The organism is Clostridium thermobutyricum, assembly GCF_000371465.1.
In the GTDB taxonomy this organism is placed as follows: domain Bacteria; phylum Bacillota; class Clostridia; order Clostridiales; family Clostridiaceae; genus Clostridium; species Clostridium thermobutyricum.
Map to the genome: position 1 here is coordinate 2,279,231 of NZ_KB850956.1, position 22,581 is coordinate 2,301,811.

20 protein-coding genes are annotated in these 22,581 nt (G+C 26.5%); 3 read left to right on the forward strand and 17 right to left on the reverse strand.

Annotation, left to right across the window (positions count from 1 at the left end; translation table 11 throughout):
- Nucleotides 1–38 precede the first annotated feature (38 nt).
- Both prmC and HMPREF1092_RS10645 read right to left on the reverse strand, forming a co-directional pair.
- Nucleotides 39–1,820, reverse strand: a complete 1,782-nt coding sequence (gene prmC / locus HMPREF1092_RS10640) for a peptide chain release factor N(5)-glutamine methyltransferase (RefSeq protein WP_002598681.1) — start codon at nt 1,818–1,820, stop codon at nt 39–41.
- Nucleotides 1,821–1,838: 18 nt separating this feature from the next.
- Nucleotides 1,839–2,426, reverse strand: a complete 588-nt coding sequence (locus HMPREF1092_RS10645; RefSeq protein WP_002598682.1) for a thymidine kinase — start codon at nt 2,424–2,426, stop codon at nt 1,839–1,841.
- Between the two features lie 166 nt (nt 2,427–2,592).
- Here HMPREF1092_RS10645 and rpmE point away from each other — a divergent pair, with 166 nt between their 5' ends.
- Entirely contained in the window at nt 2,593–2,799 is a 207-nt protein-coding gene (gene rpmE, locus HMPREF1092_RS10650) for a 50S ribosomal protein L31 (RefSeq protein WP_002598683.1), read from the forward strand.
- A 115-nt stretch (nt 2,800–2,914) separates the two neighbouring features.
- Nucleotides 2,915–4,012, forward strand: a complete 1,098-nt coding sequence (locus tag HMPREF1092_RS10655; RefSeq protein WP_002598684.1) for an MGDG synthase family glycosyltransferase — start codon at nt 2,915–2,917, stop codon at nt 4,010–4,012.
- A gap of 32 nt (nt 4,013–4,044) precedes the next feature.
- On the opposite strand, the gene rho is transcribed toward HMPREF1092_RS10655, so the two are convergent.
- The 12 genes from rho to HMPREF1092_RS10715 all read right to left on the reverse strand — a co-directional run bounded on the left by rho (nt 4,045) and on the right by HMPREF1092_RS10715 (nt 18,851).
- Complete coding sequence (gene rho / locus HMPREF1092_RS10660) at nt 4,045–5,466, reverse strand: transcription termination factor Rho (protein ID WP_002598685.1); 1,422 nt, start codon at nt 5,464–5,466, stop codon at nt 4,045–4,047.
- 171 nt (nt 5,467–5,637) lie between these two features.
- Nucleotides 5,638–7,248 carry a CTP synthase gene (locus HMPREF1092_RS10665; RefSeq protein ID WP_002598686.1) on the reverse strand — a complete coding sequence of 537 codons (1,611 nt, stop codon included), beginning with the start codon at nt 7,246–7,248 and terminating at the stop codon, nt 5,638–5,640.
- Nucleotides 7,249–7,648: 400 nt separating this feature from the next.
- Nucleotides 7,649–8,065, reverse strand: a complete 417-nt coding sequence (locus tag HMPREF1092_RS10670; RefSeq protein WP_002598687.1) for a YwiB family protein — start codon at nt 8,063–8,065, stop codon at nt 7,649–7,651.
- 11 nt (nt 8,066–8,076) lie between these two features.
- Nucleotides 8,077–9,066, reverse strand: coding sequence for a DUF814 domain-containing protein (locus HMPREF1092_RS10675; RefSeq protein WP_002598688.1), 990 nt, complete (start codon nt 9,064–9,066; stop codon nt 8,077–8,079).
- A gap of 113 nt (nt 9,067–9,179) precedes the next feature.
- Nucleotides 9,180–9,809 carry a stage II sporulation protein R gene (spoIIR, locus tag HMPREF1092_RS10680; protein ID WP_002598689.1) on the reverse strand — a complete coding sequence of 210 codons (630 nt, stop codon included), beginning with the start codon at nt 9,807–9,809 and terminating at the stop codon, nt 9,180–9,182.
- 68 nt (nt 9,810–9,877) lie between these two features.
- Entirely contained in the window at nt 9,878–10,720 is an 843-nt protein-coding gene (ispE, locus tag HMPREF1092_RS10685; protein ID WP_002598690.1) for a 4-(cytidine 5'-diphospho)-2-C-methyl-D-erythritol kinase, read from the reverse strand.
- Between the two features lie 335 nt (nt 10,721–11,055).
- A complete protein-coding gene (gene cphA / locus HMPREF1092_RS10690) occupies nt 11,056–13,668 on the reverse strand; it encodes a cyanophycin synthetase (RefSeq protein ID WP_002598691.1) in 2,613 nt (870 codons plus the stop codon).
- Complete coding sequence (locus HMPREF1092_RS10695; RefSeq protein WP_002598692.1) at nt 13,640–14,476, reverse strand: cyanophycinase; 837 nt, start codon at nt 14,474–14,476, stop codon at nt 13,640–13,642. Before HMPREF1092_RS10695 ends, cphA begins: the two co-directional genes overlap by 29 nt.
- Nucleotides 14,477–14,580: 104 nt before the next feature.
- A complete protein-coding gene (locus HMPREF1092_RS10700; RefSeq protein ID WP_002598693.1) occupies nt 14,581–16,143 on the reverse strand; it encodes a DUF3794 and LysM peptidoglycan-binding domain-containing protein in 1,563 nt (520 codons plus the stop codon).
- 317 nt (nt 16,144–16,460) lie between these two features.
- Complete coding sequence (locus HMPREF1092_RS10705) at nt 16,461–16,697, reverse strand: Veg family protein (RefSeq protein ID WP_002598694.1); 237 nt, start codon at nt 16,695–16,697, stop codon at nt 16,461–16,463.
- A 163-nt stretch (nt 16,698–16,860) separates the two neighbouring features.
- A complete protein-coding gene (gene yabG, locus HMPREF1092_RS10710; protein ID WP_002598695.1) occupies nt 16,861–17,742 on the reverse strand; it encodes a sporulation peptidase YabG in 882 nt (293 codons plus the stop codon).
- A gap of 107 nt (nt 17,743–17,849) precedes the next feature.
- Nucleotides 17,850–18,851, reverse strand: coding sequence for a CotS family spore coat protein (locus HMPREF1092_RS10715; RefSeq protein ID WP_002598696.1), 1,002 nt, complete (start codon nt 18,849–18,851; stop codon nt 17,850–17,852).
- Nucleotides 18,852–18,957: 106 nt separating this feature from the next.
- Between HMPREF1092_RS10715 and HMPREF1092_RS10720 the strand changes: the two genes are divergently transcribed.
- The gene (locus tag HMPREF1092_RS10720) at nt 18,958–20,076 is read left to right on the forward strand and encodes a glycosyltransferase family 4 protein (RefSeq protein ID WP_002598697.1); all 1,119 of its coding nucleotides are present in this window, start codon (nt 18,958–18,960) and stop codon (nt 20,074–20,076) included.
- Between the two features lie 29 nt (nt 20,077–20,105).
- On the opposite strand, the gene HMPREF1092_RS10725 is transcribed toward HMPREF1092_RS10720, so the two are convergent.
- The 3 genes from HMPREF1092_RS10725 to HMPREF1092_RS10735 form a co-directional block, all read right to left on the reverse strand.
- Nucleotides 20,106–20,717, reverse strand: coding sequence for a TetR/AcrR family transcriptional regulator (locus tag HMPREF1092_RS10725; protein WP_002598698.1), 612 nt, complete (start codon nt 20,715–20,717; stop codon nt 20,106–20,108).
- 142 nt (nt 20,718–20,859) lie between these two features.
- Nucleotides 20,860–21,885 (reverse strand): CotS family spore coat protein, encoded by a 1,026-nt coding sequence (locus tag HMPREF1092_RS10730; protein WP_002598699.1) that lies wholly within the window; start codon nt 21,883–21,885, stop codon nt 20,860–20,862.
- 12 nt (nt 21,886–21,897) lie between these two features.
- Nucleotides 21,898–22,572: a hypothetical protein gene (locus tag HMPREF1092_RS10735; protein ID WP_002598700.1), complete on the reverse strand. Its 675-nt coding sequence runs from the start codon at nt 22,570–22,572 to the stop codon at nt 21,898–21,900.
- Between the last annotated feature and the right edge of the window lie 9 nt (nt 22,573–22,581).

The following is a 22,581-nucleotide window of genomic DNA, read 5'->3' on the forward strand; positions in this document are numbered from 1 at the left end:
TTATCTCACTCCGTACTAAATTTTTTCATATTCTATAATTATATCATAGTCTTTCTCTCATTTTCAACAATATACCTTCCAATAACCACTCTATCAAGCTCTGCTAAATCTTTAATAACCTCTATATCTTTATAACCTGCCTTTTCCATTAATTCTTTAACATCATCACCTTGGTCAAATCCAATTTCAAAAGCTAATACTCCATTTTCTTCTAAAGCTTCTAAACTATGTTCAACTATATTTCTATAAAATACTAGTCCATCAGCTCCACCATTTAAAGCAGTATGAGGTTCATATTCTTTTACATCATTCATTAATTCTTTTATATCTTCTTCCTTTATATAAGGAGGATTAGATACTATTATTTTATATTTCTTAGAATTTTTTATTATTTCATCTAATAAATTACTCTTAATAAAATTAACTCTGTCTTCTAAACCATGTTTTATTATATTTTCCTTTGTAACCTCTTCTGGTATAGGAAAATAATCTATTGAATCAACAGTTATATTCTTCCTAAAATGAGCTAATGCTATTCCAATTGCTCCACTTCCACAACATAAGTCACATACTTTTATTTCATCATCTTCTTTTATCTCTTTTAAAACTCTCTCTACTAATACTTCTGTATCTCCTCTTGGAATTAAAACTCCTTCTCTTACATTTAAGTCTAATCCCATAAACTCGCAAGTTCCTAAAATATATTTTATTGGTTTATTTTTCATTCTTTCCTCAATTAATGAAAAATACTCTTTTTCATCTTCTAAGCTAACTTCTTCATTTCCATTAGTTAACATATATAGTCTATCTTTATTTATAACTTTTCCTAAAAGAAGTGTAGCATCTAATCTTGGTGTTTCAATTTTATTTTCTTCTAATTTTTTAGTTCCTAAGTTTATTAAATCCAGAATCATTTTTTTATCCTCCGGTATTCCTTCTGCTGTTTTTAATGCGACTATAGCAACCTCTAATTGGCTATCATCTGGTTCTCTAGTTGTTAAATTTTGAAGTTTTAATCCTGGTGCAGATATAATCTTTGCTAATTTGCTATTGTTTTTTCCTAGCCATCTTATTATTTCGTAACTTATTCCTGATACCAATGGAATAAGTAATATTCTTAAAATTAGCCTCTCGAAAAATCCACCCCATCCTGTAAAAGTAAAAAGAAGTATGCTGACAAGCATAACTAAAAATAAGAAATTAGTTCCGCATCTTGGATGAAATCTTGAATATTTTCTTACATTTTCAACAGTTAACTTTTCTCCTGCTTCATAACAAAATATTGTCTTATGTTCAGCTCCATGATATTGAAATAATCTGTATATATCCTCTAATTTACTTATTCCATACATATATAATATAAGTATACTAATTCTAATAATAGCTTCTATTATATTTAATCCTATATCTCCTAATCCGAAATATTTAAATAAAGATGCTATTGCTGTTGGAATAGCTAAAAATATAATTGCTGATAATAAAAGTGATAATCCTATTGTGAAGTATATTATTGCATCATTTGCTTTTTCCCCTAACTTTCTTCTAAGAAAATCTTCAAATTTAGACTCTTCACAATCTTCAAAAAAACTAGAAGAATAATTTAAAGCTTTTATTCCTTGTCTAAGAGAATCAACAAGTACAAATACCCCCCTTATAAACGGTATATTTAAATATTTATGTTTTTTAGTAACAGGAATAGTTCTTTGCATATCAATTTCAATTTTACCTTTTTCGGTTCTAACAGCTGTTGCGATTCCTTTAGAGCCTCGCATCATAACTCCTTCTATAACCGCTTGCCCACCAACATCACTTCTCTTCATTCAATACCCTCCAAAAATTTATTTATTTTCTTTAAATCTAAAAAAGCATTCCCCACATAAAGATTCATATTGAACATCATCTGTATTATCAATAGCTACTTGCTCTCCTTCAAAAACAAACTTTCCATTTACTTTTCTTGCATTAACTATTGCTTTATTTCCACATTTACATATAGTTTTCATTTCTTCTATACTATGTGCTATTAATAATAGTCTCTCACTACCTTCAAAACCATTCATTTTAAAATCAGTTCTAAGTCCATAGCAAATTATAGGAATTCCATTTTTAACTGCTATTTTAAATAATTCATCTATTTGATAGCTTTTTAAGAATTGTACTTCATCTACTAAAATACAGTTAAGTTTCCCTTTTTGTTCTACATCTTTTTCTATAATTTCTACTATATTATCTTTCTCTTCAATTAAATAATCAACTTCTCTTATTACTCCTAATCTTGAAACTAAATTATTTCCACCTTTTTTATCAGTAAAAGGCTTTAGTAAGACTACTCTCATTCCTCTTTCTTCGTAATTATGTGCAACTTGCATTAAGTGTGTTGATTTTCCTGAGTTCATAGCCCCATATCTAAAGTATAATTTGCTCAATTTTTTATCTCTCCCTCTTCTTTAAACTTTTATAATTGATTATATCATTTATATAAATTTATAAAAAGATATTTTTCCAAATAGCACTTGTTGACTGCCCTATATACATATGTTATACTCTAGTAGTTATTTGAAAAATAAAATTTTTTATAAAGAGGTGAAATAAATGAAACAAGGCATACATCCAGAATACCATCACGATGCTGTGGTTAAGTGTGCATGTGGAAACACTTTTACAACTGGTTCTGTTAAAGAAGAGTTAAAAGTTGAAATATGTTCTAAATGCCACCCATTCTTCACTGGTAAGCAAAAAATTGTTGACGTTGGTGGAAGAGTTGATAAATTCAACAAAAGATTCAACCTTAACAAATAGAAATTTAGGGGAAAGACATCGTCTTTCCCATTTTTCTTATAAAAAATTGTATTTTATTTAGTAAAAATAAATGTTAGACTATATTTATCAATTTTAAATAAAGAGAGTGAATTTAATGAAAAAGGTTTTAATTTTATCAGCTTCAACTGGACAAGGTCATAACCAAGCTGCTGATTCCCTAAATGTTGCCTTTAAAAAGAGAGGATTTGAAACATCTAGACGTGACTTCTTAGAAGGAAGTAGTAAACTTCTACTAGCATTATTTGTTGGGTCTTATGAAGTTTCTGCTATGAATTTCCCTGAAATGTATGGATTATTTTATAAATTAACTAATAATCCTACAATTAATACATTATCAACTATTCCATTTTATCTTGTTAGAAAAAGAGTTTTTAATATGATAAAAGAGGAAAATCCTGATTTAATTGTCACAACACATCCTCTTAGTATTTGTTTAATTTCAGGACTAAAAAGAATGGGAGTTAAAGTTCCATTTATATCAATAGTAACTGATTTTAAGGCACATTATACATATGTTAGCAAATCTACTGACCTTTATATAACTGGAAGCAAATTTACTAAGAATTGGCTCATAAAAAAAGGAATAAATGAAGATAAAATATACCCTCTTGGTATTCCTATAAAGGAAGATTTCTTTTTAAGAGATCCTAATATAGATGACATTAAACAAGATGGTTATTTCAATGTCCTATTAATGAGTGGCAGTATGGGATTAAGAAATATTTCTTTTGTATTAGAAGAACTTTTAAAAAATCCTAATAAACTTAGGATAACTGTAATATGTGGGAATAATAAAGAACTTAAGAATAACTTAGATCATCATCTAAGTGAAAATTATAAAGATAAAAAACTTCATATATTAGGCTTTTCAAATGATATAGTTTCATTTATGGAGTATTCTGATGTTTTAATTTCAAAACCAGGTGGACTTACTGTTACTGAATCAGTAGCAAAAAATTTACCATTAATAATTCCATTCTCTATTCCTGGACAAGAAAGCGAAAATACAGAATTTTTAACTTCTAACGGCTTAGCTCTTAGTGTAGATAAAATTTCAGATATAAATACTCTTATTAATGATTTAATAGAAAATCCTAGTAAGCTTTCTGAAATAAAATTTAGAATAAAAGCTCTATCAGATACTTATTCTATTGAAAAAATAATAGATTTATCTGAAAAGCTAATAAAGTGATACAGAATTTAACCTCTGTATCACTTTATTTTTTATAATTTTGTCATCTTTTCAAATACTCTTATAAAATCATCATTATTTTTTGTTTTTGATAAAATCTTTATAAGATTTTCAGTTACATTATCTCCATTTCCATCAGAATACATTGTTTTTCTAATGTTGTATGCAACTTCTTTTTCTTCTTCTGATAATAATAAATCCTCTTTTCTTGTTCCAGATTTATAAATATCTATAGCTGGGAATATTCTTCTTTCTTGAAGTCTTCTATCTAAATGAACTTCCATATTTCCTGTTCCCTTAAATTCTTCAAAAATCATATCATCCATTCTTGACCCTGTATCAACTAAAGCTGTTGCAAGAATAGTTAAACTTCCGCCTTCTTCAATATTTCTAGCTGCTCCAAAGAATTTTTTTGGCATAATTAAAGCTCCTGGATCTAATCCACCTGAAAGAGTTCTACCTGTTGGAGTTATTGTTAAGTTATATGCTCTTGAAAGTCTTGTTAAACTATCTAATAATATAACTACATCCTGTCCTTGTTCAACCATTCTTTTCCCTCTTTCAAGAACCATTTGTGAAACTTTAGCATGATTTTGAGGTTCTTCATCAAATGTTGAATATATAACTTCTCCATTTATTGAACGTTGCATATCAGTAACTTCCTCTGGTCTTTCATCAATTAAAAGAACTATTATCTTTATATCAGGACAATTAATAGATATATTTCTAGCAATTGTTTTTAAAAGTGTTGTTTTACCTGCTTTTGGAGGTGCTACAATAAGCCCTCTTTGTCCCTTTCCTATTGGACAAATAATATCCATAAGTCTTGTTGATAATTCATTATTATCTTTTCCCTCAAGTCTTATTCTTTCTTTTGGATATATAGGTGTTAATTTTTCGAATCTAGTTCTTCTTATAGCTTTTTCTGGAGATTCATCATTTACTGTATCAACATAAATTAATGCCTTAAATTTTTCTCCTTCTTTTGCTTCTCTAGCTTTACCTTGAAGTTTATCTCCAGTAGAAAGATTAAATCTTCTTATTTGTGCTGGTGAAACATATATATCTGCACTACTACTTAAATAGTTTTCTCCTCTTAAGAATCCAAAACTATTACTCTCTTGTATCTCTAATATTCCTGAAACAGTTTGAACATTTGATGAGAAACCTGTTTCTGTACTTCTATTATTATTTGAATAATTATTATTAGAATAATTTGAATTTTGATTTTCTAATTGTTTATTTTCTCTTGTTTTTGGTGATATTTTTTCTTGTAATATAACACCATCTTTATTTATTTTATTTTCTACAGTATTTGTTTTATTTTCTTTATATTTTAATATTTCATTTACTAAATCATCTTTTTTAAACTTTGATATATTTTTTATTTCTAGCTCTTTAGCTACTTCTCTTAACTTAACTAAAGTCATGCTTGAATATAATTCTTTTGACAAAGCTACACCTCCATATTTATATGTAATTTTATAATCAATTGGGATTTTTAACTAAGAATATTAGAATTACAAGACTTTTATTATATTATCCTTTATGATTTAAAATTTTGCAAGATTAAATATTTAAATAAAAAAAGAATACTCTATTTTAAAGAGTATCCTTTTTTATTATTATTTATTCTTATTTTCCATAGCTGCTTTAATAAATCCTGCAAATAATGGATGTGGTCTATTTGGTCTTGATTTTAATTCTGGATGGAATTGAGCTGCAACAAACCATGGATGATCTTTTATTTCTATTATTTCAACAAGTCTTGAATCTGGGCTTGTTCCTGCTATTGTCATTCCAGCTTCTTCTATTCTTGTTCTGAATTCATTATTAAACTCATATCTATGTCTATGTCTTTCGTATATAACTTCATCTTTGTATAATTCATATGATTTAGTATTTTCATCTAATCTACAAGGATATAATCCAAGTCTCATAGTTCCACCTAAATCTTCTATATCTTTTTGGTCTGACATTAAATCTATTACTGGATATTTAGTTTCTGGATTTAATTCTGAACTGTGAGCTCCTTCTAATCCTAAAACATTTCTTGCAAACTCTATAACAGCACATTGCATTCCTAAACAGATTCCTAAGAATGGTACTTTATTTTCTCTTGCCCATCTTATAGCTTCAATTTTACCTTCTACTCCTCTATCACCAAATCCACCTGGAACTAATATACCATCTACTCCTTTTAGCGCTTCATTAGTATCCATATTTTCTAATTCTTCTGAATTAATCCATTTTATATTTACTTTAGAGTTATTATCTAATCCACCGTGACTTAATGCTTCAACTACTGAAATATAAGCATCATGTAATTCAACATATTTTCCGACTAAAGCTATGTTAACTTCTTCTTTTAAATTCTTTATTTTTTGAACCATATTTATCCACTCAGTATTATCTATATCTCTGCATCCTAAGTGTAATTTTTCGCATACAAGATTATCTAATCCTTCATCATGTAATAATAATGGTACTTCATATAAATGTTCCGCATCTAAGTTTTGAATAACTGATTTTCCATCTATGTTACAGAATAAACCTATTTTATTTTTTATATCTTCTGATAATTCTTTTTCTGATCTACAAACTATTATATCTGGTTGGATACCTATACTTCTTAATTCTTTAACTGAATGTTGAGTTGGTTTAGTTTTTAGTTCTCCTGCTTTTCCTAAGAAAGGAACTAAAGTTACGTGTATGAAACAAACATTTTCTCCTCCAACTTCGCTTCTTACTTGTCTTATTGCTTCTAAGAATGGTTGTGATTCAATATCTCCAACAGTTCCCCCGATTTCTGTAATAACTACATCTACATCTCTTTCTTTTGACACTCTATAAACTTTTTCTTTTATAGCATTTGTTATGTGAGGTATAACTTGAACTGTTCCTCCAAGATATTCTCCTCTTCTTTCTTTTGAGATTACTGACCAATAAATTCTTCCTGTAGTAATATTACTATTTTGACTTAAGTTTTCATCTATAAATCTTTCATAATGTCCTAGGTCTAAGTCTGTTTCTGCTCCATCATCTGTTACGAATACTTCCCCATGTTGATATGGACTCATAGTTCCTGGGTCTACATTTAAATATGGGTCAAATTTTTGTATTGAAACTTTAACTCCTCTATTTTTTAATAATCTTCCTAATGAAGCTGCAGTTATCCCTTTTCCTAATGCAGATACTACTCCACCTGTTACGAATACATATTTTGTTTGTTTCATTTTATATCCTCCCTTAATTTTTATCTTTTTTGTTGACATTCACGTTTTAACTCTGTATAATAGATATTACCCCATAAAAATAAATTGTGGGGTTATTTGCGCTTGTGCAAATCTTAACAACATAGATATTATACTATCACAATCAAAATTCAATTTCTAGTCTTATTTTGTTCATATTATTGGAATTTTTTTACTTAATCATATTATTATCTTACCTATTTCCTTTTATACTAATTAAACACTTATATATCTTTGTTCATTATTATAAAAAAATATTTTATATTTAATTTAAAAATATAACTATTTATATTGTAAAACTAATTATGTTTTTTATAAATATGTTTAAAAATATATAAAAATTATGCCTTAAAAGGAATTCCTTTTAAGGCATTATGTTCTTTTATTTAGTTTGTATGTCTAAACTTATTTGTGTTTTAAAAGGTGCTTGATCTAAAACTTTCATATCATATTCGATAAAAACTTTACCACCATTTTCTGTAACATCAATGTTTAATTTATGTGTATTTATTGTAAGCTCTAACATACCATAAGGAGTATTATATAAAGATACAGTAGATTCACCTTTTCTAAAATCCATTTTAGTACTTGTACTTCCTTCTCTTTCAAGTACTACATAATCTTTATTTACTCTTAAAGTAGTATTAGTACCAGCCATTCCTGATATTTCTGTTTCCTTATATTTGGCAACAAATTCATCTTCAGTAATTATAAATTTTCCTGGTGATAGAACTTCAATAAGTTCATTGTTTTCCATAGTAGCATTACTTAATATTTTTATAACTGCGTCTTTTTCCATAAAAATACCTCCTACTTCATTTGAACTATATATTTTTCTATCTCTTCATCAGTTGCAGGTTTAATAGATAATGTACCATCAAATTTACATCCAAATTTACCATATGATACTTCTACAGCTTCCTCATCTTTTCCTTTGCTATATCTACCTGCAATTTTAGCTCCTAATTTAATATCTTCTTCACTAGCATCTCCACTAATTATAACCATAGCTCCATTATGGCTTACAGGATACATTACTGTATCTTCTTTAGATAAAAGACTTTTTATAGCATCTCCTTCTTCTTTTGTTCTTGTTACTATAATAGTCTTACCAGCTTCACTTACAAAGTGTCTACCATATCTTAAAAGCTCAATTTCTTTTGGTGTTGCATCACCTTGTCTTTGAAGTGTTTCTTTTAATCTTAATGAGAAGTTTGGTTCTGTTAATCTACATCCACCTGCTGGTGATGGATAATCTTTTATTCCCCATTCTTCTGCAAGAGCCATTTGTGGTTTTCTACTTCTTCCTGAAATTTTAAGTAATTTTGATCTATCTACTAAACCACTTTTCTCCATTTCAGTTTCTTCTAAGTTTTGTGCACATAAAGGTCTTAAGATTTTGTCTGCAAATCCAGATTCAGCTTTTACTTTTCCTAATGCTTGTTTATTTTGTGACATTGGTCTTTGATTTAAAACTTCACCAGTTATTATAAAGTCTGCATCAAATTTTTTTAATAATTCTCCTGAATATCTCATCATCATTGCGTGACAATCTATGCATGGATTCATATTTTTTCCCCAACCATGCTTTGGATTTTTAACCATTTGGAAGTGTTCATTTGAAAAATCAACTACTTCTAATGGAATATCTATTTGCTTTGTCATTCTTCTCGCATTCTCTTCATTAAAGAAATAAGATCTAAAGCAAACTCCTATAACTTCAATACCTTGATCTTTTATTAATTTTGCTGCTAGTATACTGTCTAATCCACCAGATACCATTGCTAATGCTCTAGTCATAAATTTTCCTCCTAATTTATATATATAAATAAAAATCCCTAACTTCTTTTTTATTTAAGCTACAAATTAAAGTTTATGATTATTAAGACTTTTTATCAAGTATTTTTTGAATTTTAAAACAATTCTTTTATTACTTCAAAAATTTTAACTTTAACTTTTACATCTTCTTCCTCTTCATATGCTACATTCCCATCTATCATGCTATCCATAGTCTTTTCCGTTTCTTCATAAGATAACTCACCTTTAGTTACATCAGTAAAACATAATGGTGGAAACATAACACACCACCAATTTTCACCTTTATAATCACCTATTAATATTCTAAAAGCTTCATATTCTCCTTGAGGAAGAATTATATTCCCATAAATTTTCTCTGGAAAATTTTCTTTTTTAAGTTCAATTGAAACTTTATAATCATAACCTTCTTCTTTTATTATTTTTTCTGCGATAGCTTGTACTTTGTCCTTATTTTCTTTTAACAAATCTCTAGTCATTTCTAAGCTTTCAGATTTCTTTAAAATTGGTTCCATATATTTTATAACATTATCTTTTACTTTCAATTTTAAAGCTTGATCTTCATCACTATTACTATTAGCTAATACATGAAATCTTATTAGCTTGTCCTTAACATCTTCATAAGAATAAGTTACTCCTCTATCTGATTCTACCTTTTTTATATTTCCTGCACACCCTGTAAGTGCAAATAAATTTATAATTAATACTATTCCTAATAATTTTCTCATAAATAAAACCCCCTTAATAGTAATGATTATTACCAATCAAGAGAGTTTTATACAAAAGTTATATATTTTTAAATTGTTCTAGTTAAAAATACATCTTTATATCTTTTTTTCATATTGTCATAACAATATTGAGCTTTTAACATATCATCAAAAAACGCAAAAACTGTTGGGCCACTTCCACTCATCATTGCACCTAAAGCCCCCATTTTAATCATCGAATCTTTTATTTGAATAATTTCTTTATGTTTTCTTAGAGTTACATTTTCAAGTAAATTTTTCATGTTTTTAGATACAAATTTCAAATCATCTTTATCCATTGCATCTATGATATCTTCTGTGTTTGGATGAAATATTACTCTATCTAAATCAAACTCTTCATATACTGCTTTTGTTGAAACACCAAAAGCTGGCTTTACTAAAACTACTATTTTATTTTTAAACCCCTTTAGTTCAGTAACCTCTTCTCCGATTCCTTCACAAAGAGCTGTTCCCCCTTTTATACAATAAGGTACATCTGCTCCCAATTTTAAACCAAGTTCCATTAATTTTTCTTCACTGGCATTTATATTAAATAATTTATTCATTATCTTTAATACAGCTGCACCATCAGTACTTCCACCTGCAAGTCCTGCACATACTGGAATATTCTTTTTAATTTTTATGTTAACACCTGAGTTAATATTATAATTTTCCATAAAAAGCTTTGCGGCTTTATAAGCTAAATTTCTCTCATCATTCGGAACATAAGGCTTATTACAATTTATATTTATTCCACTTTTACATTTATCAATTATGATTTCATCATATAAGTCAATAGCTTGCATTATCATTTTTAATAAATGATATCCATTTTCTTTTTTTCCCACTATATCAAGTGAAATATTAATTTTGGCATGTGCCTTTATCTTCATACGATTCCCCTTCTCTTAATAAATATTAATCATAATTTTAACATAGGAAAAACTATGTGTCTATTTAATGATTAAAAATAAGCAAGATAGTGTTTTTGTTTACTTAATATAAAAATTTATATTTTTATAAAAAAATAAGAACTAAAGTAAATTAGTTTATATCTATTACTTTAGTTCTTATCATAAATTTATACTATTTTTAAAATACAATAAATAATTTTCTCCTTAAAATATTAAATAAATAATTTAATTATTTTAAATTTCATTTTTGTTCTAATTTATTTATAAATTACTTTATTTAATTAATTATTGAAAAACAATCAAATTTTAACTTCTTATTGCAAATTATTTTTAACATTATTTTCAACTAAATTATCATTTTTACATTTTTCAATTACACTTAAGACTTTTTCTCTATCCTCATAGAAAACTATTATTAAATCTCCCTCTTCACTTATTTCTAAAGCTCTCTTCATAGCGTCTCTTTCATCAATAAAAAGTTCCTTTTGGCTATTTTTAATATTTCTAAATATTAAACTTGCCATTTCTCCTGGAGCTCTTCCTCTTCTATCATAATCTTCTTTTACTATTATCATATCTAAGAAGTCACTACATAATCTACCTATTTCAGCAGCCATTTCATCACTTCTATCTCCAGCTATTCCAACTACTCCAATAACTCTATTTTTTTCTAATTTATCTATTGCAGCGAATACTCCTTTATAGCCTTCTCCATTATGTCCATAATCAAGAATCACAGTTCTACCAGAGACATCATATATATTAAATCTTCCAGCATTACATTTGCTGTCTAACGCAAAAGTTTTAAAGCCTCTTGAAATCATACAATAATCTATTCCCATTCCAACTAAAGCAGCACATGCAGCTAAGGAATTTTCAATATTAAAATCTATTTTTCCATCTAAAGTTATTGGAACATCTGATACTTTTATAACATCATATTTTCTATTGTTATTTACAACACTTATATAATCATTATCTATAAATACCCCTATTCCACCAGTTAATATCTTCTCTTTTAATAGTTCATTTTCTTTATTTTTTGTAAAATAAATCGTATTACCTTTAACTCTATCTAATATTTTTACACTCCAAGGGTCATCAATATTAATTACGGAATAACCATCTTCTTTTACTTCTTCTAATACAAGGGATTTTACAAAAGCTAAATCTTCCATTGTATAAATCTCATCTAAACCTAAGTGATCTTCTGTTATATTAGTTAAAACTCCAACATCAGCTAAATCATATGCTAATCCTTTTCTTATCATTCCGCCTCTAGCAGTCTCTAAAACAGCTACATCAACATCATTATTCATAAGAATGCTTTTAGCACTTTCATAACCTGTATCATCACCTAAATCAATACATTTATCATCTATAAATATACCTTCAGTTGAAGTCATACCAACAACATTTCCCATCATTTTCAAAACATGTGATATCATTCTAGTTGTTGTAGTTTTTCCGTTAGTTCCTGTTATAGCTACTAAAGGAATATTTTTAGGATTTCCTTTATATAAATAATTTACTATCTCCTGTCCAACATCTTTTACTTCTCCATAAGATGGATGATGATGCATTCTTATTCCAGGTGCAGCATTTACTTCTACTATTATTCCTCTTCCTTTTAAAGGTAAGCTTATATCATCTGTACAAACATCTATTCCACAGATATCTAATCCTATAGCTTTAGCAGCTCTTACTAATAGTTCTTTATTTTCATCACATATTTTATCTGTAACATCCTCTGCAGTTCCTCCAGTTGATATATTAGCATTTCTTCTAAGAATTATCTCTTTTCCATTTTCTAAAATATCTTCTTTTGAATATCCTGCTTCTTTTATTTTGCTTAAAACTTCATTATCTATTTTTATTTTTGTTAATGGTTTTTCATGATCTTCTCCTCTTAAAGGATCTTCATTAACTTTTTCTATTAGTTGTAATATTGTATCTTTTCCATTTCCAACTATTCTTGGTGGTCTTCTTAAAGATACTGCTACTACTTTGTTATTTACTATACATACTCGATAATCATTTCCTACAATATATTTTTCAATTATTATTTCATCAGAAATTTTAGAAACTTCCTTATAAGCTTTTAAAAGTTCTTTTTCATTTTTTATATTTAGAATAACTCCATTTCCTTTATTCCCATATTGCGGTTTTATTACTAATGGATATCCTATAACTTCGCCTTCTTTTAGTAATTCAATAACATTTCTAACTTTACTTATCTTACCTACTGGTATGTTTTGTATATCTAATATTTGTTTAGTAAGAAATTTATCACAAGCAATATCTGAACTTAAGCAACTTGTAAAATTACTTATAGTTGAACATATTATTCTTCTTTGTTTTCCATAACCTATTTGATAATAACCTGAATTATCTATCTCAAATACTGGTAATCCTTTTTTAACAGCTGAATCAATAATAGCTTTAGTACTTGGGCCAACTTCTTCGTTATTTTTTATTTCTTTTATTATTTCAATTCTTTTTTCAACATCAACTTCTTGACCTTTTATTATTCCATTTATAATGTCAATTGCTAAATTTGATATCTCTAAAGCTGTTCTTTCATACCAATATTGAAATATTATATAATAATGCTCACCTTTTACTTCTCTTGCTTTACCATAAGATATTTCTATTCCTAATCTATTTTGTAATCCAATTATTATGTGCTCACAGATATGTGAAAGATATGTTCCTTCTTTTAATCTTATTAAAAATCCACCATCTACATCTATACCACATCTATGTTTTTTAAGCTCAGGTACATATTCAACAATTTTTTCGTTAAATCCTTCAATATCTTTACTTGGAATTTCAGCATATCCTTCTAGGTCTAAATCAAGTCTTATACATTTTTTTCTTGAGTAAATATTTTTCCCTCTATATACTCTTTTGCTTATTATTTTCATTACCTATTTCTTCCTCCTCAAAAGGTATCTTACTCTTAAGATCAAAGCTATTTCCACTTATTAGCACATGTAATTTAACATTAAATATACTTAATACTTTATCCATATCTTGTGCTGATATATTAGTGTAGTTTATTCCATCTCCATCTATTACATATACACTACCATTACCAATAACTTTTATTAAGTTACCTGTAACTACAATAGCAGTATTTTCATCAATTCCTATACCTAATATTCCTGGATGTTCTGCAACAGCTGTAAGAAGCCTTCCTATTCTACCTCGTTGTGCAAAATGTTGATCTATAACTACATTATTTAAAAATCCCAATCCTGGAGACATATTTACTATACTTTTCTTTGGAGATTCTTCATCTTCTCCATCGATTATCATAGTCCCACTCATTACAGATGCTCCTGCTGAAGTTCCTACAAAAATCTTATCTTTACTACTTAAAATTTCATCACTTATTTCTGTCCCACCTAAAATACTAGTAATCCTTAATTGATCTCCACCTGTAAAGAAGATGAGTTTTGATTTTTTTACAAACTCTATATTTTCTTTTAAATTAGCTTCTTCTCTGCTATTAATATTTAATATTTTTATATTTTTTACCCCTAATGATTTAAATACCTTTAGATAGTCTTCTCCAATTAATAAAGGAACTTCTGATGCTACTGTCATTACTACTAATAAATCTTTTTCATTATTAATTTCTTTACAGATTTCCTTAAGAATTGTTTTATTTCCTTTTTTATCTTCAGCCCCACCAATTATTATCAATTTATTATTTGGTATTTTATCCATTATCACTCACCTCGCTTTACGCGTTTATTATTATCTCCTAATTTTTTAATATTTATACAAAAAAGTCCCACTAAAAATTTAGTGAGACTTAAAACCAAAATTTATTAACTTATTCTACCTGGAATTAGAAGTTTTTCACCTGGAATTAATAAATTTTCATCTTCTAATTCATTCATTTCTTTTATTTTTTCAATTGTTGTTTTATATTTTTTAGCTAAATTCCAAAGAGTATCTCCTTTTCCTATAACATAAATAGTTATACTAGCTTTTTTAGGTTGTTGTTCCTCTTCTTCTGATTCTTTTATATCACTTACAATTTCTTTATTAACAGCAAATAAAACTTTTGCATTAATTTGAATATTTGCTTTAACTGCTATAGTATTAGCTTCTATACTTAAATCTAAATCTTCTATACTTGCATTTATAATACCTTGCATATTTTGCTTTGAACCTAATGTTTCTATAGCTGCAGTAAATGGAATATCTCCATCAACTCTAGCTAAATATTTTTCTGCATCTCCTGTTTTATAAACAACACTTAATTTTATATATCCTTCAACAGTTAATCTATCATCTTCAACTGCTTTATCTGTAATTATAATATTTCCTGACCATGCTATGATACTCTCTGGTCTAGCATCCTCTTCTTTTATATAAATATTATCTTTTACAAGAATATCATTGTTATATATACCATGAATCATTCCCATTTCACAATTTTCTTTTTGGATTTCAACTGGGAATTTAGGTGAATAAGCATCTGTTATAACTTCTAAACTTTCTCTTGATAAAACTTTTATTGCACAAGCAACCTTAAATTCAACATTTAATATTCTTACTTCGCCTAAATCATCTTCTTCTACATTTACATCCTTATTCATTAACTCCATTTTTGAGCTTATATTCATATCAGGATTTACATCTGGTGCAGCAATCTCTTTTGAAATATATACATTATCAGTTAAGCGATATATTTCTTTACTTTCATTTCCTAAGTAAAGTATGTTTATTTTACAGTAACATCCACAATATACTTTTTCATCTCCAATTTTTATTTCTTTCTTTTGAAGAGATATATCTGATTTTAATATTTTTGCTATTTGAGGCTTATCCATGCTTACTCTTATTACAGATTTACCAACTATTTCTTCTAAGTCATCAAGCTTAGTTTTATTTACAGTTTCAGTTTTCTTAAGCATTTCTACTTCATCTTCTGATTCTACATCTTTTATAAGTTCTATTTCTTTTTCTTTATATTTTTCCCAGTTAATATTTAATACTCCGTTTATAGCTACTTTTCTTTCATTTATAATTTTTGCTTCAATATGTTCCATTTTGCAATCTATTTCACAAATTACTTTATGTTCTCCATCTTCTAAATCTAATGTATTAGAAAATTTTTGTGAATAATTTACTGAGCATACTATAAGTCCATCTTCTCTAGCAAGGTAAAGTACATTATAATCTACTTTTCCTTCTATGTTTACTTTATCTCCTGCAGTATCTTTTGAAGTAATTATAGGTTTAGCATCTACCATTAATATCTCTTCTACATCTGGGTGAGTATCAGGTATTAAGTATTCTTCATTTAGCATTGCTGTAGTATTGCTCTCATTTAATAACTGTTCAAATTGAATATTTTCTTTTATAACATCTATTCTTGACATTTTACCCCTCCTACATAAGTATCTACTAACATATATATACGAATATTACTAATAAAATTACTATATTAGTAATACAAATTTCGACACAAAAACTTTTCTTTTATTTTTTTTTTATTTATTTTAAATTTTTTTCTCTAAATATGTTGACAAGATTTATTTTTTGTCGTAACATAGTAATTGGTTATTGACCATATAACCTCTCATAAATTCTCAATACCCTTTTATACCATAGTTGAAAGATGGAAACCCACCATCTTTCTTTTTTTTATAATTAATTATAAAAAAAATAAAACTTCGAATAAATCGAAGTTTTATTTTTATCCTGGAAAGTGTAATTGAACTGTTCTAGTTAAAACATCTGAATAACTATAAGTTACAGTTCTTTGTGTTTCATCTTCTAATCTAACAACAAATATACTAGGATAAACACTCTCTATAATTCCATCATTTACTAGAATTTTTTTTCTTCCGCCGTTCGCTTTTAGGGTAACTTTCTCACCAATATGACCTTCAATACTTTTTTTAATTGAAGCGATTGTTCTGATTCCATTCATATATACACCCTCTTTCATATTTTATATTATACCAGTAATTTGAAAATAAGTCAAACAAAATATTTTATTTTATCATTTACTTACCATAATGTCAATAAATTTGTTTAATATATATTATTATTTTCTTATTTTTTTAGAATTTTATACATAAAAAGTATCTTTTTTATAAATAAGGTGATTTTGGATATCCTTTTCTATATTTTCCCCTAGTTTGAAGTCCTCCTATTCCTTTACTTCCTGTTATTGTATTTTCAATTATATCCTTTATAGGAATAACTTCGTCTATATTTGAATAAGCTATTTTTTCACAAACAAACACAGGATCTAAGCAATGTATTAATACTCTACTTGGAGAAGATGCAAAATTGGCTCCTGCATCTAAAATACATTCATAACAACTTTGACATGCGCCTGCAAATATAATTAATTCATCATAGTTGTTATTATACTCTCTAAGAGCTTTTACTGATTCTATATAATATTTTGTATTTCTATAATTATTTAAATTTAAATAATCATTTGTATTTCTCACAACACTATCATGCCCTGTTAATACAACTATATCAGGATTATTTTTTTTTACTAATTCAACTACTCTTTCAGGTTGTTTGCTCTCTGGGACTGCTTCTCCCACAGCTTCTAAAGATAATTGTTTATATACTTTAAGACATGTATCTAAATATTCACTATCTCCATCTATGTGAAGTATTTTTCCTGGTCTCCCAAAAAAAAGTTCATCTTTCTCAGGAGCAGGAGCTTTTTTTGCTTTACTAGATGATTTATCCCCTTTTCTCTCTTTAAGATCTCTATATATCATTATATTTTTTAAAGCTTTATTTACCCTACTATTTAAAATTTTATCTTTTTCCCCACTAAAACTATCTCCAACAGTTTCTAGATCATTCTCTTTAGCATCTGCTACTATTCTTATATTTATACCTTTTAATATATAAACTTTTTTCCCATCTACTTCTTTTATGTCAACAATTTTAAATGTTACATCTTTATTATAAGATTTTCTAACAACAACATCTCCTATACGCATAATATCCTCTTCTTAAAAAATGCTTTATATTAATTTATTCGATAGAAAAAAAATAGTTACAAAAAAACCTTAAGTCTAACTAAAAGTTAGACTTAAGGTTTTAATGTTTAATCTAAATTGTATAAACTTTTGAATTCTTTTAAGAAATTTAAATATTTTTCTTGCTCATCTATAATACCTTGAATTTTTTTAGCAAAAGTATTAGCTCCCCAAGTAACTTCATTATAATAATATCTATTAGCTAGTCTCCAATATCTTTGTGGGAATTGAAGATATGCTAAAAGAACTTTATATTCTGAATCTTCTAATGGACTAACTTCATTATATGAATCGATTATTTCTTTTGCAAATTGTATATCCCAGTCAACTCGCTTAAGTACTTTAATCATAAAATTAGATATGTCAAAAGCTCTTATCTCTCTTTTACAATAATCAAAATCTATTATATTTACTTCATCATTATCATCTATAATTATGTTATGATATGTGAAGTCATGATGACATAAAATCTTTTCCTTTTCTGCAATTTCACACAATCTTTCATAATCTGATGTCATTAACACCTTACTTGCTTCTTTAGCTAACTCTTTATAAAATTCAACTGATTTTATATATAGAAGGTCAAAGTCACTTTTATTGTTTTTCTTTCTAGCCATTTCCTTCATTTTATCTAAGGCTTTTAGTCTTTTTTTCATAAGGCCTGGCCATCTTCCTAAGTCGCTTTTAAGTTTTGAATTTTCTGGTGGATCATATCCTTTAGATGCAATATGCAATTTTGCAAGTGTGTTTGCTGCTAGTTTAACTTCATCAATTTTATGAAAATCACACTCTCTTCCTTTTAACCACATTGATAAAGTATATAAATCTTCATTTACTAATGCATAAGGATATCCATCTATGTTTAAAAAATATCTATCAACCTTATCAAATCCATTTTTTATTAGGTGTTCTTTAGCACCACATACAAACAATAATTTTTGAGGTCCGTAATTTATCTTTTTTAAACATCTTTCTCCTTTGTTAGTATTCAAATAATATACACCTTTATTAGCCTTTATTGACTCAATTTTGATATTAAATTGTCTTTCGATTTCAAACTCTCTCATCATTGTAATCACCCCCTCTATATCTATATGTTAACTATGTCAAATTTATTAACACTTTTAATATAACTTAATATAATAATATTAGCAATATTTGGGAAGGGATAACAAAATGAAAATTGGCATAGATGGACGTGCAGCTAAATGGTACAGAGGCACTGGAATAGGAACATATACTTATCAGTTAATAACAAATTTAAATAAAATAGATACTTTAAATGAATATTTATTATTTTCTCCTGAAGGTTTAGATATAAAAAATCTAAATAATAATTTTACCTTAAAAAAAGTAGATGATAATACAACAGAAAATTTTTGGGAAAATGTTAGAGTTCCAAATATTCTCACAGATAAAAATATGGAATTATATCATATTCCTCAAAATGGCGTTGGATTATCTGAAAATATATACTGTAAAAAAATTATTACGCTTCATGATATAATTCCTCTTAAAATGCCAGATACAGTAAGTGATAGATATCTGAAAATATTTAATGAGGAAATGCCCAAAATTATAGATAGCTGTGATGGAATAATCACTGTATCTGAATTTTCAAAAGAAGATATTGCAAAAGAATTTAATTATCCTAAAGATAAGATATTTGTAACTCACTTAGCAGCTGAAGATATTTATAGACCACTTGGTAAATCAAGCTGTCAAAAAATAATAAAAGAAAAATATAAAATAGATAAAAATTTTATATTATATGTTGGAGGGCTTAGTCCTAGAAAAAATATAAAAGGTTTAATTGAAGCCTATTCTTTACTACCTGCGGAAACAAGAGAAAAAACTAAATTAGTTATAACAGGAAAAAAAGGGCTTTCCTATGATTCCTATCTTAAAAGAGCTAGAGATTTAAAAATTTCAGATGATGTTATATTTACAGATTTTATTCCTTTAGAAGATCTTCCTATTTTTTATAATGCTTGTGAAATGCTAGTATATCCCTCTTTTTATGAAGGTTTTGGTCTACCACCTTTAGAAGCTATGGCTTGTGGTACTCCTGTAATTGCATCAAATAGAACTTCAATTCCTGAAATATGTGAAAATACTGCTATTTTAATAGATCCTGAAGATATAAATCAACTAGCTGAAAGAATTTTTTTAGTTTTAAATGATAGTTTATTAAAATTATCTATGGTAAATAACTCTATAAAAACTAGTAGAAAATTTTCATTTGAAAAAACTGCTTTAAAAACTTTAAATGCATACAAAAAAACAATAGGATAAAACAAAGGAATATCAAAAGATATTCCTTTTTATTTTATATCACTTATTCCTTTTTCTATAATAAAAAATAAATCATTCAATTTATTCTCTATATTTTCTTTATTTAGCTTCTCTTCTTTTTCTATCATTAAATCAAATAATAATCTAAAAGGTGCAATTAAATTTATAGCTATTATTTCTGATTTCATATCTGATAAATTAAGCCTTGTATCTTTTTTTAAAGCATCAGCTAATTTATCCTCGTAATTTTTCCACATAATCAAAAGACGTGATTTAATACTTGGTGTATTAGAAATCATTTTTATTAATGAGTTCTCTTCTAATTTAACTATATCCTCTTCATCTTTAATTAATTTAGATATTAACTTCTTCTCTACTTCTATTAAACTCTCTTTATCTTTTCTATTTTTAAAATAATATATTATTTTATTAATTAGCTCATCTTCTCCTGCAAAAACGATATCTTCCTTTGAATTAAAATATGTAAATAAAGTCTTTACAGATATATTAGCCATATCCGCTATTTCTGCTACTTTAACTTTATCAAATCCTTTTTCATTAAATAATTCCCATGCATTTTTTATTATATCGTTATGAGTTTGTATCTTTTTTCTTTCACGTAAACCTAATTTCTTCTCCATATTTAGAGTTACCTCCATATTATCTATATAGAAATGGTAACTTAGATTTTTTATAAATTCAATATAAAACTAAAGTTAATTGCCGTTTTATAATATAATCTCGCTTTAAAATATAAATAAGGAATATAAAAATATTCCTTATTTATATTTTTTCATTATACTCTTTTAAAAAACTTTTTCTATATATATCATTTTCTAATTTCACTTTAAATTTATTTAAATAGCTTTCATATTCCCAACTCTTTTCTTTATGATAATAAACTCTTATTATTGAATATATATCTCTTGGGAAAGCTAATAAAATTTTTATAAGTTCTAATTCATCTTTTCTTATAGGATTTACTTCATCATAACTATCAATTATAAATTTTGCTTTATCTATATCAAAGGCACTATTTTTTATCCATTTTAATATTAAATCACTTAAGTCTACACACCTTAAATTTATACTTGAATAATCAAAATCTATAATATTTACTTCTCCATTTTCTATTAAAAAATTATGATGCGCCAAATCATTATGACAAAGAGCTAAAATATCTTCATCATTTTTCATATTATTATAATTGCTTTTTGAAAGTAATCTTTCACATTCTTCTATTTCTTTTACATATCTATCTACATTTTCAATAAATAAATTATCAAATTCATTTTTATATTTATAACTGCAAACAAATCTCTTTATTTCTAATAAATCTTCTCTTGCTTCACTATATAATTTAGCTAAGTCCTCTCCCATTATTACTATGCTATTTTCTTTTTCTAGGATATTTTTTAGTCCTTTAGAGGCTTTATGAAGCTTAGCAATAGACTTAGCACAAATTTCTAAATCTATTGGATTTGTACAAGATGCTTCTATTCCTGTAATTTTATCCATTACTATATAAAATTCACCTTTCCATTTTATATAGTTTTCTTCATTAGAAAATTTATTTAATCTCATTGTATTTGGATAAGTCTTATTTATATATTTTAATGATTTCTCTATAAAATTTATTTTATTTTGGTCGTAATCAACCTTTTTAAGTATTTTATCTCCCTCTTCTGTTTTTAAAACAAATACTTTTCTCAATGGTTGTACATCTTTAACCTTTACTCCTATATTATTGAAAAAACCAATACTTAAGTCATAACTACATAAAAAATCTTTTTCTAAATATCTGCTCATCAAACTCTCCTTTTAAATTAATTTATCATTTATCATTAAATTCTTGAGAACTTCTTTATTTATTTCGCTTTTAAACTTATTTATATATCTTATGCTTTCCCAAGGAGCTAAAGCCATTACATTTATATAATTAAAACTTTCCTCTCCTAACTTAGATTTTAATGTATATTCTCCTATTATCTTTTCCAAATTTAAATGAGCATCATTTTTTCTTATCCTAACAATATATTTAATAAAATCCTCTTCTATTAAGTTATAATTTATTTTTTTTATTTTCCCTATTTCTATCTCATCTAATATTCTAATATTTTTCTCATCTAATCTTCCTATAGAGATTTCTTTTCTAATTGAGCTGCGTTTTATTAAACTTTTAATATCTATTTTTTTTAAATCTATTAGTAAATTATTTAATCTATTTTTTATAATATTATAAATTTCATCATCTTCTAAATTTTTTAAAACAATATAAGAAATTTTTATTTTTTCTAAATCTCTCCCTATTGAACTATTAATTCCGCCAACCTTGCTTGAATTAAAGCTATAAAGAATTTTTTGAAACTCCACAATTAATCTTACATGAGCTAAAATTTCATCTTCACTTTTTAATTCATTAGAATTAAAATACTCATTTCTTATATAAATATTTTTATAAAAAAGATAGTCTTCTAATGCCTTATTTACATTCATATTCTCCCC

Bases quoted from the DNA above. Each gene is read 5' to 3' on its own strand.
- prmC (WP_002598681.1), bottom strand. From the start codon at position 1,820: ATGAAGAGAAGTGATGTTGGTGGGCAAGCGGTTATAGAAGGAGTTATG.
- rpmE (WP_002598683.1), top strand. From the start codon at position 2,593: ATGAAACAAGGCATACATCCAGAATACCATCACGATGCTGTGGTTAAG.
- HMPREF1092_RS10655 (WP_002598684.1), top strand. From the start codon at position 2,915: ATGAAAAAGGTTTTAATTTTATCAGCTTCAACTGGACAAGGTCATAAC.
- HMPREF1092_RS10665 (WP_002598686.1), bottom strand. From the start codon at position 7,248: ATGAAACAAACAAAATATGTATTCGTAACAGGTGGAGTAGTATCTGCA.
- HMPREF1092_RS10670 (WP_002598687.1), bottom strand. From the start codon at position 8,065: ATGGAAAAAGACGCAGTTATAAAAATATTAAGTAATGCTACTATGGAA.
- HMPREF1092_RS10675 (WP_002598688.1), bottom strand. From the start codon at position 9,066: ATGACTAGAGCATTAGCAATGGTATCTGGTGGATTAGACAGTATACTA.
- spoIIR (WP_002598689.1), bottom strand. From the start codon at position 9,809: ATGAGAAAATTATTAGGAATAGTATTAATTATAAATTTATTTGCACTT.
- ispE (WP_002598690.1), bottom strand. From the start codon at position 10,720: ATGAAGATAAAGGCACATGCCAAAATTAATATTTCACTTGATATAGTG.
- cphA (WP_002598691.1), bottom strand. From the start codon at position 13,668: ATGAAAATAATAAGCAAAAGAGTATATAGAGGGAAAAATATTTACTCA.
- HMPREF1092_RS10695 (WP_002598692.1), bottom strand. From the start codon at position 14,476: ATGGATAAAATACCAAATAATAAATTGATAATAATTGGTGGGGCTGAA.
- HMPREF1092_RS10700 (WP_002598693.1), bottom strand. From the start codon at position 16,143: ATGTCAAGAATAGATGTTATAAAAGAAAATATTCAATTTGAACAGTTA.
- HMPREF1092_RS10705 (WP_002598694.1), bottom strand. From the start codon at position 16,697: ATGAATGGAATCAGAACAATCGCTTCAATTAAAAAAAGTATTGAAGGT.
- yabG (WP_002598695.1), bottom strand. From the start codon at position 17,742: ATGCGTATAGGAGATGTTGTTGTTAGAAAATCTTATAATAAAGATGTA.
- HMPREF1092_RS10715 (WP_002598696.1), bottom strand. From the start codon at position 18,851: ATGATGAGAGAGTTTGAAATCGAAAGACAATTTAATATCAAAATTGAG.
- HMPREF1092_RS10720 (WP_002598697.1), top strand. From the start codon at position 18,958: ATGAAAATTGGCATAGATGGACGTGCAGCTAAATGGTACAGAGGCACT.
- HMPREF1092_RS10725 (WP_002598698.1), bottom strand. From the start codon at position 20,717: ATGGAGAAGAAATTAGGTTTACGTGAAAGAAAAAAGATACAAACTCAT.
- HMPREF1092_RS10730 (WP_002598699.1), bottom strand. From the start codon at position 21,885: ATGAGCAGATATTTAGAAAAAGATTTTTTATGTAGTTATGACTTAAGT.
- HMPREF1092_RS10735 (WP_002598700.1), bottom strand. From the start codon at position 22,572: ATGAATGTAAATAAGGCATTAGAAGACTATCTTTTTTATAAAAATATT.